Below are 15,227 nucleotides of genomic sequence, written 5' to 3' on the forward strand. Positions count from 1 at the left end.
TCTTCTTCGGGGTCAGTCCAGTGTGAGTACGAAGGTGGCGCCGCCGCCCTCGGTGGTGCGCAGGTCGACCCGGCCGCCGTGGCCCTCGGCGATCGCCCGGACGATCGACAGCCCGAGCCCGGCGCCCGTGCCGCGCACCCCGCGCCGGGCCGTGCCGCGCCGGAACCGCTCGAAGATCACCTCGGCGTCCTGCGGCTGGACGCCGGGGCCGGAGTCGGCGACGTACAGCTCGACGCGCGGTCCGTCGGCGCGGGAGCCCATGCGGACCCGCTGGCCGGTGGTGGTGTGCTGCACGGCGTTCTGCGCGAGCTGCACCATGGCCTGGGTGATCCGCTGCGGGTCGAGGTGGGCCTCGCGGTCGGCGACCCCGTCCAGCACCCACTCCCGGTCGCCCAGGGTGCGGGCCTTGACGTAGACGTCGGCGGTGAGTTCGGCCAGCTGCACCGGTTCGGGGGTGACGAAGTCGGGGCGTTCGGCCTTGGCGAGCAGCAGCAGGTCCTCGACGATGCGGCTCATCCGGTCCAGTTCGTCGGTGACGAGCCGGACGGTCTCCTCGCGCTCCGCCGCGTTCTCCTCGGCACCGCCCATCAGCTCCAGGTGGCCGCGCACGATGGTGATCGGGGTGCGCAGCTCGTGGCCCGCGTCGTCGACGAACCGCCGCTGGGTGGCGAAGGCGCGCTCCAGGCGGTCCAGCATGGCGTTGAACGTCTCGGCGAGCGCGGCCACGTCGTCACGGCCGTGCACCGGGATGCGCCGGGTCAGGTCCTGCTCGGTGAGCTGGGCCGCGGTCGTGCGCACCAGCCGTACCGGTTTCAGGATGCGGCCCGCGACCACCCAGGCGATGCCGGTCGTCATCAGCAGGGCGACGCCGGAGATGGCGAGCAGGACGCGGAACACCTCGTCCGCGCGCGCCTGTTCGCGGCCCGGGTGGAAGGCGACCACGAAGGCGGCCGCCGGTTCGCCGCCGTAGCGGGCCACGGTGACCTTGGCCCAGCGGATCTCGCCCTCGGGCCGGTCCAGGACGCCGGTGGAGTCGGGGGAGGCGTAGATGCGGCGCCGGGCGTCGGCGTCCTCGTGCAGGGGCCGGCCGACCGGGATCTCGCGCTGCTGGATGATCTGCGTGGGCCTGCTGCCCACCTCGCCGACCAGGCCGACCAGTTCCTCGTCCAGGTCGGCGTACTGCCGCTCCAGGAAGACCCGCAGCAGCCGGCCCGGGTCGGTGAAGGGGCGGCCCGTCTCCGGATCGAAGCCCTGTTCCTCGAAGTTGGCGAACTCGCCCGCCTCCTGCGCGAGCAGGCCGTTGATCCGCTGGTCGGTGTCGCGCAGCAGGATCGAGCGGGTGGTCGCCGCCACCGAGGCCAGCGCGACCGCCATCACGAGCAGCAGCCACAGCAGGATGCGGACCCGGGCCGAGACCCGGCGGCGCTCGCGCTCACCCCTCACCGGGTCCGTCGTCGGTGTCGCCGCCCCGGTCGTCGTCATCGTCGTCATCCGAAGGGCCGTCGGTGACCGGCGGCCGCGTCACCACCTGGTCGCTGGGCGTCGGCTCGGGCGAGGAGGAGGCCGGCTTCGGGGTGGGGGAGCCGCTCTCCAGCTCCACCTTGGCCGGGACCTTGGGCTCCCGCGGGCTGTCGGTCAGGGCGAAACTGGTCGCGGCGATGCCGAGCGGGATCAGGACGACGGCCGCGAGGGCCGCCATGCGGCGGGAGAAGACCATGCCGGGGATTCTGCGCGAGGATTCCGGCGGGCCGGATGAGTGCCGGGTGAAGAACTCTTCATCCGGTGCCCCGGCCCGCCGGTCGGCTGCGGCGCCGTCGTGGCTGGTCGCGCAGTTCCCCGCGCCCCTCGGGGCGCGCCCCCTTCGGGGGCGCTTCCCCCTCGCCGGTGGCTCAGTTGTCCAGGCCGATGGCGAACGCCGCCTCCAGGTCGTGCTGGGAGTAGGTGCGGAAGGCCACGTGGGTGTCGGTGCCCTCCACGCCCGGGATCTTGCTGATCCGGCCGGGGATGACCTCGGCCAGGTCCTCGTGCTTGCTCACCCGCACCATGGCGATCAGGTCGTAGGTGCCGGTGACGGAGAAGACCTCGCTGACGCTCTCCAGCGCGGCGATCTGCTCCGCGATCTCGGGAATGCGGTCCACGCTGGTCTTGATGAGGACGATCGCGCTGATCACGGCTGGTTCTCTCCCTCGGGCGCCGCCACTGGAACGCCACCAACTCTAGTCCCACGTCCGAACCGCACCCAGGCGAAGGCGAAGCCGAGACCGAAGCCCACCAGGTGCGCGAGGTACGCCACCCCCGGCCCGTCCCCGGCCCGCCCCGCCGCCATCCACTGCAGGGCCGCCCAGAACGGCAGCACGACCCAGGCCGGGAAGCGCAGCGGCAGGAAGAAGAGGAAGGGCAGGAGGCTGGTCACGCGGGCCCGCGGGAAGAGGAACAGGAACGCGCCGAGCACCGCGGAGATCGCCCCGGAGGCGCCGACCAGGGACTCCTGGGAGTGGGCGTTGGCGCCCGCGTAGCCCAGCAGGGCCAGGTAGCCGCAGCCGAGGTAGAACAGGGCGAACTGGAGCCGGCCCATCCGTTCCTCGGTCATCGCGCCGAAGACGTAGAGGAAGAGCATGTTGCCCAGCAGGTGCACCCAGCCGCCGTGGACGAACAGCGCCGTGGCCGGGGTGAGCGCCGATCCGGGGGAGTCCTCGAACAGTTCTGCGGGGATCACGCCCCAGCGCCGGAAGTAGGCGCGCTGCGCCGCCAGCAGCTCCTCCCCGGTGCCGTACGCCGGGTTCAGGCCCGCCGCCGGGCTGAGCAGGAACAGCAGACAGCACAGCGTGATCAGCGTGTACGTCACCGGCGCCGTCCGGCGCCCCGACGAGCGGGCCCCGACCAGCGCCCCGACCGCGGAGACCGTTGTGCGGACCGCCTTGCTCCAGTTGCGGATCATGGACACAGAGCATGACGTAACGGGCGCGGGGGCTCATAGCGCCTCGCCGCCGTGGACACGCGGGCGTCGGGTACCCGCCAGGCCGTAGGGTTACGTGCCACACGCCCCGGGGAGCCCGGCGCGTCACCGACACTGGAAGAGAGTGAACAGCCACGATGACGGTTCCCCTGCCGACCGACACGACGCGGTGGCGCTGCACCCTCTGCGGCAACCTCACCCGCTTCGACGTGACCCGGGCCTCGAAGGTCGTCGAGTACGTGCACCTCGATCTGGCCGGTGAGCCGACGGTGGAGGAGCGTGAGGTGCTCAGTGAGACCATCGAGTCGGTGCGGTGCCGCTGGTGCAACGCCGTGGACCAGGTGGAACTCGTGGACAGGCCGGGTGCCGCCTCCTGAGCGGAGCGGCCCCGCACAAGGCGATTCCGGCCCGGGATCGCCCTGAGACATTGGGGTGACGGATGGTGGAGACACACGGCGGGGGGCCGGACGACGGCGCCGCTGAGGTGCTCGACCGCCCGCTGCCCGACGGCGTGCGCCGCCGGGTCGTGCAGATCGTGTCCGACGGCTTCGGCTCGCTCACCCTCGGCGAGCTGCCCGCGCAGCTCAGGCAGTACGCCAGGTTCGCGCCGAACCGCAGGGCCAAGTTCGCCGGCAACGCCATGGCCGCCGCCGTGGAGACCGACCCGCTCTTCCGCCAGCGCATCGGGGAGAAGTTCCGCGACACCCAGCCGGAACTGGCCGACGCCCTGGACGCCGGGTCCGCGCTCCCGGCCGCCGACCCGCTGGACGTGGCCGCCGCGGCCTACGTGCTGCGCCCGCACGGCTGGGTGAAGCTGGTCACCGCCGCCGGCGAGGAGGCGCAGCGCGCGGACGCCGAGCGGGCCGACGAGGAGAACCGCGCGGAGCTGGAGCGGCTGCACGAGGAGCTGGCCCGGGCCCGGGAGCACACCAAGGCCGAGACCGAGCGGCTGCGCGCCGAACTGGACGCGGCGAAGCGGGAGGCCGAGTCGCTGCACCGCAAGCTGCGCTCCGCCCTCAGCGACGTCAAGCGCGGCGAGGCGGCGCTGCGCAAGGTCCAGGCCGAACTGGACGCCGTACGGGCCGAGGGGCAGACCCAGGTGTCCGCCGCCGAGAGCGAGACCCGGCGGCTGAAGGCCCGCCTGGGGGAGGCCGAGGCGGCCCTGGAGGCCACCCGCAAGGCCGCCCGCGAGGGGCGCAGCGTCGAGGACATGCGCGTACGGCTGCTCCTGGACACCCTCCTCGACGCCACCCAGGGGCTGCGCCGCGAGCTGGCACTGCCCCCGGTGTCCGTGCGGCCCGCCGAGACCGTGGACGCGGTCGAGCCGGGCCGGATGACGCCGAAGGACATCGCCAACCGGGCCCTGTCCGAGAACGACCCGGCGATCCTCGACCAGTTGCTGGCGCTGCCCCAGGCGCACCTGGTCGTGGACGGCTACAACGTCACCAAGACCGGCTATCCGCAGATGCCGCTGGAGAAGCAGCGGCTGCGGCTGCTCGGCCAGCTCTCCCAGCTCGCCGCGCAGACCGGCGCCGAGATGACCTGCGTCTTCGACGGGGCCGAACTCGTGGCGCCGGTGCTGCTCGCGCCGCCGCGCGGAGTGCGCGTGCTGTTCTCCAAGCCCGGTGTCACCGCCGACGAGCTGATCCGCCAGCTGGTGCGGGCCGAGCCGCCGGGCCGGCCGGTCATCGTCGTCTCCACCGACCGCGAGGTCGCCGACGGCGTGGCGCGCGCGGGCGCACGCCCGGTGGCGTCCGCGGTGCTCCTCAAGCGGCTTTCCTAGCCGGCCGTCGGCTTCCGGCCACTTCTCTTCACTTCCGTACCAACCGTAACGTAGGCGCTCTATGCCCGAATTGACGGAACCGTGACGCAACGTAGCGTCAAACGGGGGTCACTGCAGGTGAGTTGCGGCGAAAAACGCGGTGCGTAACCGTGATTTTTCGGCGGAGGATTTGAACTGATCACGAGTGGGTCACTAGGGTCACCCTTCGAACCCTCGAACGGGTGATCCCTCTCAAGAAGGAGCTCGTCTCCGTGGCGTCCCACCGTCGTCCCAAGCAGCCGAGTCGCACGCGCGTGACCGTGCTCACCACCGCTGCCGCCGCCGCTGTCGCTCTCAGCTCCCAGGCCGCCAACGCCGCCCCGAGCGAGAAGCCGAGCAAGGACGAGGTCAAGGCGAAGGTCGACAAGCTCTACGAGGAGGCCGAGCAGGCCACCGAGAAGTACAACGGCGCCAAGGAGAAGCAGGAGAAGCTCCAGAAGGAGGTCTCCACCATCCAGGACAACGTCGCCCGCGGCCAGGAGGAGCTCAACGAGCTGCGCGACGGCCTCGGTTCGATGGCCAGCGCCCAGTACCGCTCCGGCGGCATCGACCCCTCCCTCCAGCTCTTCCTGTCCGCCGACCCGGACAACTACCTGGACAAGGCCTCCACCCTCGACCAGCTGAGCGGTCAGCAGGTCGAGGCGCTGAAGAAGATCCAGGTCAAGCAGCGCGACCTCGCCCAGCAGCGCTCCGAGGCGTCCGAGAAGCTCAAGGACCTCTCCGCCACCCGCACCGAACTGGGCAAGAAGAAGAAGGAAGTCCAGGGCAAGCTCTCCTCCGCGCAGAAGCTGCTCAACACGCTGACCGCGCAGGAGAAGGCCGCCCTCCAGCAGGAGGAGCAGCGCTCCAACCGCGCCAGCGAGCGCCAGGTGCTCACCGGCGGCAGCTCCACCCCCGCCTCCGGCCGCGCGGGCGCCGCCTTCGCCGCCGCCCAGGGCAAGATAGGCACGCCCTACGTCTACGGCGCCACCGGCCCGTCCTCCTTCGACTGCTCGGGCCTGACCTCCTGGGCGTACGCGCAGGCCGGCGTCGGCATCCCGCGCACCTCCCAGGCGCAGGCCAACTACGGCACGCGCATCTCCTCGATGAACGACCTCCAGGTCGGCGACCTCGTCTTCTTCTTCAGCGACCTGCACCACGTCGGCCTCTACGCCGGCAACGGCCAGGTCCTGCACGCGCCGCGCACCGGCACGAACGTCCGCTACGAGTCGATGAGCACCATCGGCGGCCCGTTCATGTTCGGCGTACGGGTCTGATCGTGCCCCGCGTACGGGTCTGACCCGGACGCCCCGCGCCACCCGAAGTCACCCCCGCCGTACCGCCCGTTCGGGCGAATCACGGTCGGGCCCTGTGACCCCCGCCCCGCCGGTGACCTGCGTCAGCGGCGGGGCGTCGTGTCGCGCGGCCCCCCAGGTCGTTGGCCGGTGCCCCGCCGCGGGGTTACTGTCTGCCGCGTTTCCCCGTCCGCCAGCGGAAGGAGTGCGGCTTCCCGTGGGGTCCCATCGCCGCCTTGCACCATCCGGGTTCGACCGTGGCTCCACCGCCGCCGTCGGCCTTCTCTCCGTGGCCGCCGCGCTCCTGGGCGCCGTACCGGCCGCGGCCGCTCCGCACGACGACCGGCGGGCGGAGGTGGACCGCCTGCGCACCGAGGCGGAACAGGCGACCGAGGCCTACAACAAGGCCGACGCCCGCACCGACGCGCTGCGCGAGGAGGTCTCGACCGCGCAGGATTCCATCGCCCGGCAGCAGCAGCGCGTCAACACCCTGCGGGACGCCCTCGGTTCGCTGGCCGGCGCCCAGTACCGCTCCGGCGGCATCGACCCGTCGCTGGCGCTGCTGCTCTCCGCCGAACCGGACGACTACCTCGACCGGGCCTCCGTGCTCGACCGGATCACCACCCGCCAGGCGGGTGAGCTGAGGGAGCTCCAGCAGGCGATGCGCGACCTCGCCCAGGACCGGGCCGAGGCGGCCCGCAAGCTCACCGAGCTGGAGAAGGGCCGCAAGGCGGTCGCCGCCCACAAGAAGACCGTGGAGCGCAAGCTGGCCAAGGCCCGCGCGCTGCTCGCCGCCCTGCCGGACGACGAGCGCGCCGCCTACGGGCGCGGCTCCCGCTCGGGCCGCGAGGACCTGACCGCCCTCGCCGGGGCCGCCGCTCCCGCCTCCGGCCGGGCCGGGGCCGCCTTCGCCGCCGCCCGCTCCGCCCTCGGCAAGCCCTACGTCTGGGGCGCCAACGGCCCCTCCGGCTTCGACTGCTCGGGCCTGACCCAGTGGGCCTACGCGCAGGCCGGGGTCGGGCTGCCCCGCACCTCGCAGGCGCAGTCGGGTGCCGGGCGGCGGGTGTCCCTGGCCGAGGCACGGCCCGGCGACCTGGTCGCCTACCGCGACGACGCCAGCCACATCGGCATGTACGCGGGCAACGGCCAGGTCATCCACGCGCCCTACCCCGGCGCGCCGGTGCGCTACGACCCGGTCGGCATGATGCCGATCTCCTCGGTCACCCGGGTGTGACCCCGCGGCCGCTCCCGGCCCCCGCGCTTTCCTCGCCCGGTGCCTTCCGCGCTCCCTCGCCCGTACGATCGGGAAGGTGGCTGGTCGAAGGCGGGTGTCGGGTTCCTCGGTGGTGGCGCTGTGCCTGCTGCTGGTCGCGCTGGTGGCCTGCGGCGGCCGGACCGCGACCGAACCCGCCCGGGCCGACGTCCAGCGGGTCCTGGACCGGCGTGCGGCGGCCGTCCTCGCCCACGACGCGGCCGCCTACGCGCGCACCGGCACCGGTACGGGCTTCGGCCACCTGAGCGCGATCCCGCTGGCCGCCTGGTCCTACCGGGTGCGGGACGTGGAGCGCACCGGCGACACCGCCACCGCCGACGTCGAGCTGCGCTACCGCGTCGACGGTTACGACCGGGGCCCCGTCACCGCGGGCCGCACCGTGCGGCTGAGCCGGGACGGCACGGGCGGGACGTGGGCCGTCGACTCCGACCGGCCCGCCAAGGAGTCCGGCCAGCAGCCCTGGGACCAGGGCCCGGTCGAGGTCGTCCGCGGCACGCACAGCCTCGTCCTCGGCGTCGGGCAGTCCACCGCGATGCTGCGCCGCTTCGCCGGCCTGGCCGACCGGGCGGTGCCCGCCGTCTCGGACGCCTGGGACGGCGACTGGTCCCGCCGGGTGGTCGTGGTCGTCCCCCGGTCGGTGGAGGGCATGGCGGGCCTGCTCGGGTCCCCGGCCTCCTCCTACCGGGGCATCGCCGCGGTCACCACCGGGGAGACGGGCGGCCGGGAACACGCCCCCGCGGACCGGATCATCGTCAACCCCGACGCGTACGGGCTGCTCGGCAGCCTCGGCAAGCAGGTCGTGCTCACCCACGAGACCACCCACGTCGCCACCCGCGCCGACACCACCTCGGCCACTCCGCTGTGGCTCTCCGAGGGCTACGCCGACTGGGTCGGCTACCGCGACACCGGACGCACCGCCGCCCAGGCCGCCCCCGAACTGGCCGACACGGTCGCCGAGGGCCGGGTGCCCGCGCGGCTGCCGACGGACGAGGACTTCGGCTTCACCGCCGAGGCGGAACAACTGGCCCGGGCGTACGAGGGCGGCTGGCTGGCCTGCCGGATGATCGCCGAGCAGTGGGGCGAGGACCGGCTGGACGCGTTCTACCGCGCCGTGGGCGCCCACGACGACCGCACCGGCGCGGTCGGGGACGCGCTGCGCACGGTGCTCGGCACCACGGAGCAGGACTTCACGGCGCACTGGCGGGAGTACCTGCGAACGCGGTTCGGCTGACTCGGGCGGGCTTCACCGACGGGGTGGGGCGGCGCGGGGTGCTCGGGAGGGTGGCGGGGGCTTCACGGTGTGCCGGCGGGGGTGTCCGCGGGGGCCGTGGCTCGGCCGAGGGGGCCCGGATCGTCGGGCGGGGCCGGGGTGTCGCGGCGTACCGGGCCGCGCCACAGGGTGTGGGCGCCGAGGAGGGCGGCGGTCACCAGGAGGCCGTTGCGGACGAACAGGAGGGTGATGCCGAGGGGGGTGCTCGCCACGACGTCCGCGAACAGGAGCGGGAACTCCAGCAGCGTCAGCGGGGTCGCCGCCAGCACCAGCGCCACCGGCACCCGCATCCGGCTCGCCCGGAAGCACCGGCAGACCGCGCCGAGGCCCACCAGCCACACCAGGTACTGCGGGCTGATCACCCGGCTGGTCACCGTGAACATCAGCACCGCCACGAAGGCCGCGTCCGCCGCCGTGTGCGCCGCGAACCGCGGGGCCCCCGGCCGCGAGGCCCGCAGCCGCCACAGCAGCAGCCAGCCGAACGCCACCGCGCTCAGCCCCAGGCAGACCGTGCCCACCGTGTCCACGTGCGGGCCCAGGAACTCCATCGAGCCGTAGTTCAGCAGCACCCCGCCCTCCCAGCCGAAGTGCCGGGCGACGTGGAAGACCAGCGAGCCCAGCGACTCCACCTCGACCCCGCGCTCGCGCTGGAAGGTCAGGAACGCGAACGCCCCGGGCATCGACACGGCGAACAGCGCGGCCAGCCCGGCCCCGCTCAGCGCGGCGGCGATCCAGGGGCGCCGCCCCCGCATCCCAACGAGCACCAGCGCCGGCCACACCTTCAGCAGGGCCCCGAGGGCCGCCAGGGCCCCCGCCACCCGCGGATGCCGCCCGGCGGCGAGCAGCGCGGCCACCGCCACCGCCGTGACCATCACGTCGTAGCGGGCGTACACCGTCGGCCCGAGCAGCGGCACGCCCGCCACCCACACCCATGCCCCGCGCGACGACCGCCCCGCCCCCCGGCCCGCGTGCCACAGCAGCGCGAGGACGGCGGCGTCCGTGACGCACGCGAGGACGAAGAACGCCGTCGCGTACTCCAGGAAGGGCAGCAGGCCGGGGGAGAGCACCGCGAAGGCCGCCGCCGGCGGGTACTGCCACGTGACGTCCTCCAGCGGAAACGTTCCGGTGCGCAGGACGTCGGCCCAGTCCCGGTAGATGACGGACACGTCGCTCGTGACGTCCGGACCGGGGAAGACCAGCACCTTCAGCACGAACAGCAGCAGCACCAGCCGCGTGGCGCCCCAGGCCGGCAGCAACCACACCGGTGACCGCCCCGCGTCCCTCGTCTCCACGTGCCACCTGCCCGTCCGTGCCCGTCTCGTACCTGCCTGTCCCCGTCCCGCACCTGCTTGTCCGCCGGTGCGGCCATGATGACCCGGACCCCTGTGGACGTGCCACAGGACGCAGCCGGGCCCGGCACCCGGCGGCCGGTTCGGTAGGGTCGGCGGCGTGCGCAAGACCTTGATCGTGACGAACGACTTCCCGCCCCGCCCGGGCGGCATCCAGGCCTTCCTGCACAACATGGCGCTACGGCTGGACCCCGAGCGGCTGGTCGTCTACGCGTCCACCTGGAAGCGGAGCCGCGAGGGCGCCGAGGCCACCGCCGCCTTCGACGCCGAGCAGCCCTTCACCGTCGTACGGGACCGCACCACGATGCTGCTGCCGACGCCGGGCGCCACCCGGCGGGCGGTGGGCCTGCTGCGCGAGCACGGCTGCACGTCGGTGTGGTTCGGGGCGGCCGCGCCCCTCGGCCTGATGGCCCCGGCCCTGCGGAAGGCGGGCGCCGAGCGCCTCGTCGCGACCACCCACGGCCACGAGGCGGGCTGGGCCCAGCTGCCCGCCGCCCGGCGACTGCTGCGCCGGATCGGGGAGTCCACGGACACGATCACCTACCTCGGCGAGTACACGCGCTCCCGGATCGCGGGCGCGCTCACGCCCGAGGCCGCCGCGCGGATGGTGCAACTGCCGCCCGGTGTCGACGAGAAGACCTTCCACCCGGCCAGCGGCGGCGACGAGGTACGCGCCCGCCTCGGTCTGACCGAGCGGCCCGTGGTCGTCTGCGTGTCCCGGCTGGTCCCGCGCAAGGGCCAGGACACCCTGATCCGGGCGATGCCGCGCGTCCTCGCCGCCGCGCCGGACGCCGTCCTGCTGATCGTCGGCGGCGGCCCCTACGAGAAGGACCTGCGCCGCCTCGCCGAGGAGACCGGCGTCGCCGCCTCCGTCCACTTCACCGGCGCCGTGCCCTGGTCCGAACTGCCCGCGCACTACGGTGCCGGGGACGTCTTCGCCATGCCCTGCCGCACCCGCCGGGGCGGCCTCGACGTGGAGGGCCTCGGCATCGTCTACCTGGAGGCCTCCGCGACCGGCCTGCCGGTCGTCGCCGGCGACTCGGGCGGCGCCCCCGACGCCGTACTCGACGGCGAGACGGGCTGGGTGGTCCGCGGCGAAGACCCGAACGAGTCCGCCGACCGCATCACCACCCTCCTCGCCGACCCCGAACTCCGCCGCCGGATGGGCGAGCGGGGCCGGTCCTGGGTGGAGGAGAAGTGGCGCTGGGACCTAGTGGCCGAGCACCTGAAAGCCTTGTTGTGACCCGGGGCGCCTTCGGCAGCAGGGGGGGAGGGGAGGTGCTCAGGGGCGCGGGGAACTGCGCGATCAGCCACGATGGACCCGCACTCGCCCGCGGTGACAAGGGGGCACCCCATGAGGCGCCGCCACCCGACTACTTGGCGTAAATCGCCTCGATCTCGTCCGCGTAATCCTTCGCCACGACGTTCCGCTTCAGCTTCAGCGAAGGCGTCAAGTGCCCCGAGTCCTCGGTGAACTGCGCCCCCAGCACCCGGAACTTCCGCACCGACTCCGCCTTGGACACCGCCGCGTTCCCGTCGTCGATCGCGTCCTGGATCGTCGCGAGCAGTTCCGGATCCTCCCGCAGCGACACCGCGGTCGAGCCGGCCGGCTTCCCGTGCTCCGCGCACCAGCGGCCCAGGAACTCCTCGTCCAGGGTGACCAGCGCGCCCACGAAGGGCCGCCCGTCGCCGACCACCATGCACTCCGCGACCAGCGCGTGCGCGCGGATGCGGTCCTCTATGACGGCCGGGGCGACGTTCTTGCCGCCGGCCGTGACGATGATCTCCTTCTTGCGGCCGGTGATCCGCAGATACCCGTCCTCGTCGAGGGTGCCGATGTCGCCGGTGTGGAACCAGCCGTCGGCCAGCGCCTCCGCGGTCGCGCCCGGGTTGTTCCAGTACTCCTTGAACAGGTGCTCGCCGTGCAGCAGCACCTCGCCGTCGTCCGCGATGCGCACCACGGAGCCGGGCAGCGGCTGGCCGACCGTGCCGATCTTCTGCCGGTCCCAGGGGTTGAAGGCGGTGGCCGCGCAGGACTCGGTGAGGCCGTAGCCCTCCAGGACCGTGAAGCCGATGCCGCGGAAGAAGTGGCCGAGCCGCTCGCCGAGCGGGGCGCCGCCGGAGATGGCGTACTCGCCGCGGCCGCCGAGGACCGTACGCAGCTTGCTGTAGACGAGCTTGTCGAAGACCTTGTGCTTGAGCTTCAGGCCGACGGACGGGCCGGACGGGCCGTCCAGGGCCTTGCTGTACGCGATGGCCGTGTCCGCGGCCTTGTCGAAGATCTTGCCCTTGCCGTCGGCCTGCGCCTTGGCGCGCGCCGAGTTGTACACCTTCTCGAAGACGCGCGGCACGCCGAGGATCAGCGTGGGCCGGAAGGCGGCCAGTTCGTCGGTGAGGTTCTTGATGTCGGGGACGTTGCCCAGCTTGATCGGCGCGATCATCGGCGCGACCTGCACCAGACGCCCGAAGACGTGGGCGAGGGGGAGGAAGAGGAGGACCGAGCACTCACCGGTGCGGAAGAGCGGGCGCAGCCGTTCCACCACGTTCCCGCACTCCGCGAAGAAGCTGCGGTGGGTCAGGACGCAGCCCTTGGGGCGGCCCGTGGTGCCGGAGGTGTACACGATGGTCGCGGGGTCGTCGGCCTTCGCGATCGAGCCGCGCTCCTCGACGGTCCGGTCCGTGACGTCCTGGCCCAGGCGCCCCAGCTCCTCCACGGCGCCGGCGTCGATCTGCCAGACGTTCTTGAGAGCGGGCAGCCGCTCGCGCACCGACTCGACGGCGGCGGCGTGCCCGGCCGACTCCACGACGCACGCGGTGGCACCCGAGTCGCTGAGGATCCACTGCACCTGCTCCGGCGAACTGGTCTCGTACACCGGCACGGTGATCGCGCCCGCGCTCCAGATCGCGAAGTCCAGCAGGGTCCACTCGTAGCGCGTGCGCGACATCAGGGCGACCCGGTCGCCCGGCTGGACACCGGAGGCGATGAGGCCCTTGGCGGCGGAGTGCACCTCGGCGAGGAAGGCGCGCGCGGTCACGTCCTGCCAGGCGCCTGACACCTTGCGGGCGATGACGGCGACGTCCGGATGCTGCGCGGCGTTTCTGCGGACGATGTCGGTCAGGTTTCCGTCCGCGGGGACCTCGTACAAGGCCGGAAGGCTGAACTCGCGCAAGACTGCTGCTCCTCATAGGGCGCCGGCGCCACGACGTTGTGTGATGCGACGGTGCGGTCCAAGGCTCGGGCTGTGGCTCCGGAGGACTCATGCGGGATTCACATGTTGAAATCCAGAGCACGACTGGACTGCCCGGACGTTACCCGCCGGTATGTGCTCTCCGACAGGGGGTCCCCGCGAGATGTTCGCTGCGTCACACGGATGGGGTTTGCTTTGCGCACAGTAGTCGACGGCTCAACCGACCAGCCAGTAACCGCAGGTCCGACCGCCACTGTTCACATCAGGCACGCGCTGCTTACGCTTGATCGCCATGGCACCCACACCGCCCCGTAACACGAGCACGCGCGTCCACGTGGTCAGCGACGTCCATGGCAACGCCCGCGACCTGGCCAGGGCCGGCGAGGGCGCCGACGCCCTGATCTGTCTCGGTGACCTGGTCCTCTTCCTCGACTACGCCGACCACTCGCGCGGCATCTTCCCCGACCTGTTCGGCGTCGCGAACGCCGACCGCATCGTCGAGCTGCGCACCGCCCGCCGCTTCGCCGAGGCGCAGGAGTTCGGGGCGGGGTTGTGGGCCGGGGTCGACGGGGACCGGCGGGAGCTGATCGAGCGGGCGGTGCGCAAGCAGTACGCCGAGCTGTTCGCCGCGTTCCCCACCCCGACGTACGCCACCTACGGCAACGTCGACGTGCCCCCGCTGTGGCCCGAGTACGCCCGCCCCGGCACCACCGTGCTCGACGGGGAGCGGGTGGAGATCGGCGGCCGCGTCTTCGGCTTCGTCGGCGGCGGGCTGCGCACCCCGATGCGCACGCCGTACGAGATCAGCGACGAGGAGTACGCCGCGAAGATCGAGGCGGTCGGCGAGGTGGACGTGCTGTGCACCCACATCCCGCCCCAGGTGCCGGAACTGGTCTACGACACGGTGGCCCGGCGCTTCGAGCGGGGCAGCCGCGCGCTGCTGGACGCGATCCGCCGCACCCGCCCGCGCTACGCCCTGTTCGGCCACGTCCACCAGCCGCTGGCCCGGCGGATGCGCGTCGGCGCCACCGAATGCGTGAACGTCGGCCACTTCGCGTCGACGGGACGACCGTGGGCGCTGGAGTGGTGACCGTGTGCGGCGGACCCGCGCAGGTGGGTGGTGGCATCCGCCCTCCCCGTGCGCGATAGCCTTCACGCGGCACACACGTGCGCGCCACGGGCGCACGACGACCTCAGTAGCGGCCCGCATCCGGAGGAGCCACGGCGATGGCGGAACACACCAGCTCGAGCATCACCATCGAGGCGGCACCGGCCGACGTCATGGCGGTGATCGCCGACTTCGCCCGCTACCCGGACTGGACCGGCGAGGTGAAGGAGGCCCAGGTCCTCGCGACCGACGCGCAGGGGCGCGCCGAGCAGGTCCGGCTCGTGATGGACGCCGGGGCGATCAAGGACGACCAGACGCTGGCCTACACCTGGACCGGCGAGCACGAGGTCTCCTGGACGCTGGTCAAGTCCCAGATGCTGCGCTCCCTCGACGGTACCTACCTCCTGCGCCCGGCGGGCACGGGCACGGAGGTCACCTACCGGCTCACGGTGGACGTCAAGATCCCGATGCTCGGCATGATCAAGCGCAAGGCGGAGAAGGTCATCACGGACCGCGCCCTGGCGGGCCTGAAGAAGCGGGTCGAGTCGAAGTAGCGCGGCCGCCGCCGTCGCGGGCAGTCGTGCCTCCCCCAGTGCCTGAACGGCCTGGGAGGTACCCCCGGGCGGCACGGGTGCGCAGCGGCACCCCGGCCGCGCCGGGCAACGCGATCCGCCCCCGCCGCACCGCATCCGGCGCCCCGACGCACCGGTACCGTTCACCTCCATGCGCACCCTCCTGATCACGGGCCCCGGCGGCACCGGCCGTACCACCGTCGCCGCCGCCACCGCGCTCGCCGCAGCCCGGCAGGGCACCCGCACCCTCCTCCTCGGCACCGACCGCGACGACACCCTCGGCGCCGCGCTCGGCCTGCGCACCGGCCCGGCGCCGACCCCCGTCGAACCCGGCCTCACCGTCTGGCGCCCCGACGCCGCCCAGGGCTTCCGCGACGGCCTCGCCGCCCTCCAGAACCGCGCCGCCTCCGCGCTC

At 73.2% G+C, this 15,227-nt stretch carries 15 protein-coding genes; 9 read left to right on the forward strand and 6 right to left on the reverse strand.

From position 1 onward, the window contains the following. Positions 1-12: 12 nt before the first annotated feature. The 4 genes from BZZ08_RS32920 to BZZ08_RS32935 form a co-directional block, all read right to left on the reverse strand. Positions 13-1,482, reverse strand: a complete 1,470-nt coding sequence (locus BZZ08_RS32920) for a sensor histidine kinase (RefSeq protein WP_198601834.1) — start codon at positions 1,480-1,482, stop codon at positions 13-15. Beyond that, positions 1,433-1,717, reverse strand: a complete 285-nt coding sequence (locus BZZ08_RS32925) for a small secreted hydrophilic protein (RefSeq protein ID WP_104635860.1) — start codon at positions 1,715-1,717, stop codon at positions 1,433-1,435. Before BZZ08_RS32925 ends, BZZ08_RS32920 begins: the two co-directional genes overlap by 50 nt. 172 nt (positions 1,718-1,889) lie before the next feature. Continuing rightward, positions 1,890-2,171: an Lrp/AsnC family transcriptional regulator gene (locus tag BZZ08_RS32930; protein ID WP_030186400.1), complete on the reverse strand. Its 282-nt coding sequence runs from the start codon at positions 2,169-2,171 to the stop codon at positions 1,890-1,892. Then, positions 2,168-2,938: a rhomboid family intramembrane serine protease gene (locus BZZ08_RS32935; RefSeq protein WP_104635861.1), complete on the reverse strand. Its 771-nt coding sequence runs from the start codon at positions 2,936-2,938 to the stop codon at positions 2,168-2,170. Before BZZ08_RS32935 ends, BZZ08_RS32930 begins: the two co-directional genes overlap by 4 nt. Before the next feature lie 155 nt (positions 2,939-3,093). On the opposite strand from BZZ08_RS32935, the gene BZZ08_RS32940 reads away from it, so the two are divergent. From BZZ08_RS32940 to BZZ08_RS32960, 5 genes are all read left to right on the forward strand, one after another. Next, positions 3,094-3,333: a hypothetical protein gene (locus BZZ08_RS32940; protein WP_052841425.1), complete on the forward strand. Its 240-nt coding sequence runs from the start codon at positions 3,094-3,096 to the stop codon at positions 3,331-3,333. A gap of 62 nt (positions 3,334-3,395) precedes the next feature. Then, positions 3,396-4,739 carry an NYN domain-containing protein gene (locus tag BZZ08_RS32945; RefSeq protein WP_104635862.1) on the forward strand — a complete coding sequence of 448 codons (1,344 nt, stop codon included), beginning with the start codon at positions 3,396-3,398 and terminating at the stop codon, positions 4,737-4,739. A 251-nt stretch (positions 4,740-4,990) separates the two neighbouring features. Next, the gene (locus tag BZZ08_RS32950) at positions 4,991-6,034 is read left to right on the forward strand and encodes a C40 family peptidase (RefSeq protein WP_104635869.1); all 1,044 of its coding nucleotides are present in this window, start codon (positions 4,991-4,993) and stop codon (positions 6,032-6,034) included. A 235-nt stretch (positions 6,035-6,269) separates the two neighbouring features. Further along, on the forward strand, positions 6,270-7,286 hold the full coding sequence (locus BZZ08_RS32955; protein ID WP_104635863.1) for a C40 family peptidase: 1,017 nt from the start codon (positions 6,270-6,272) through the stop codon (positions 7,284-7,286). A gap of 76 nt (positions 7,287-7,362) precedes the next feature. After that, positions 7,363-8,556 (forward strand): hypothetical protein, encoded by a 1,194-nt coding sequence (locus tag BZZ08_RS32960; RefSeq protein ID WP_198601835.1) that lies wholly within the window; start codon positions 7,363-7,365, stop codon positions 8,554-8,556. A 62-nt stretch (positions 8,557-8,618) separates the two neighbouring features. Here the strand turns inward: BZZ08_RS32960 and BZZ08_RS32965 are convergent, their stop codons facing one another. Continuing rightward, the gene (locus tag BZZ08_RS32965; protein ID WP_104635864.1) at positions 8,619-9,887 is read right to left on the reverse strand and encodes a glycosyltransferase 87 family protein; all 1,269 of its coding nucleotides are present in this window, start codon (positions 9,885-9,887) and stop codon (positions 8,619-8,621) included. 157 nt (positions 9,888-10,044) lie between these two features. On the opposite strand from BZZ08_RS32965, the gene BZZ08_RS32970 reads away from it, so the two are divergent. Further along, entirely contained in the window at positions 10,045-11,187 is a 1,143-nt protein-coding gene (locus BZZ08_RS32970; protein ID WP_104635865.1) for a glycosyltransferase family 4 protein, read from the forward strand. A gap of 130 nt (positions 11,188-11,317) precedes the next feature. Here BZZ08_RS32970 and BZZ08_RS32975 read toward each other — a convergent pair whose 3' ends face one another. After that, positions 11,318-13,114 carry an AMP-dependent synthetase/ligase gene (locus BZZ08_RS32975; RefSeq protein WP_104635866.1) on the reverse strand — a complete coding sequence of 599 codons (1,797 nt, stop codon included), beginning with the start codon at positions 13,112-13,114 and terminating at the stop codon, positions 11,318-11,320. A 310-nt stretch (positions 13,115-13,424) separates the two neighbouring features. Between BZZ08_RS32975 and BZZ08_RS32980 the strand changes: the two genes are divergently transcribed. The 3 genes from BZZ08_RS32980 to BZZ08_RS32990 all read left to right on the forward strand — a co-directional run. After that, positions 13,425-14,222 carry a metallophosphoesterase family protein gene (locus tag BZZ08_RS32980; RefSeq protein ID WP_104635867.1) on the forward strand — a complete coding sequence of 266 codons (798 nt, stop codon included), beginning with the start codon at positions 13,425-13,427 and terminating at the stop codon, positions 14,220-14,222. A 137-nt stretch (positions 14,223-14,359) separates the two neighbouring features. After that, positions 14,360-14,794, forward strand: a complete 435-nt coding sequence (locus tag BZZ08_RS32985; RefSeq protein ID WP_052841433.1) for an SRPBCC family protein — start codon at positions 14,360-14,362, stop codon at positions 14,792-14,794. Positions 14,795-14,963: 169 nt separating this feature from the next. Then, positions 14,964-15,227: ArsA-related P-loop ATPase (locus BZZ08_RS32990; RefSeq protein WP_274543303.1), on the forward strand; the 264-nt coding region annotated here is incomplete at its 3' end.

It is taken from the genome of Streptomyces sp. MH60 (assembly GCF_002939385.1).
GTDB lineage: Bacteria > Actinomycetota > Actinomycetes > Streptomycetales > Streptomycetaceae > Streptomyces.

Coding starts and splice junctions, on each gene's coding strand:
- BZZ08_RS32980 (WP_104635867.1), top strand. CDS start 13,425: ATGGCACCCACACCGCCCCGTAACACGAGCACGCGCGTCCACGTGGTC.
- BZZ08_RS32940 (WP_052841425.1), top strand. CDS start 3,094: ATGACGGTTCCCCTGCCGACCGACACGACGCGGTGGCGCTGCACCCTC.
- BZZ08_RS32985 (WP_052841433.1), top strand. CDS start 14,360: ATGGCGGAACACACCAGCTCGAGCATCACCATCGAGGCGGCACCGGCC.
- BZZ08_RS32945 (WP_104635862.1), top strand. CDS start 3,396: ATGGTGGAGACACACGGCGGGGGGCCGGACGACGGCGCCGCTGAGGTG.
- BZZ08_RS32920 (WP_198601834.1), bottom strand. CDS start 1,482: ATGACGACGACCGGGGCGGCGACACCGACGACGGACCCGGTGAGGGGT.
- BZZ08_RS32925 (WP_104635860.1), bottom strand. CDS start 1,717: ATGGTCTTCTCCCGCCGCATGGCGGCCCTCGCGGCCGTCGTCCTGATC.
- BZZ08_RS32935 (WP_104635861.1), bottom strand. CDS start 2,938: ATGATCCGCAACTGGAGCAAGGCGGTCCGCACAACGGTCTCCGCGGTC.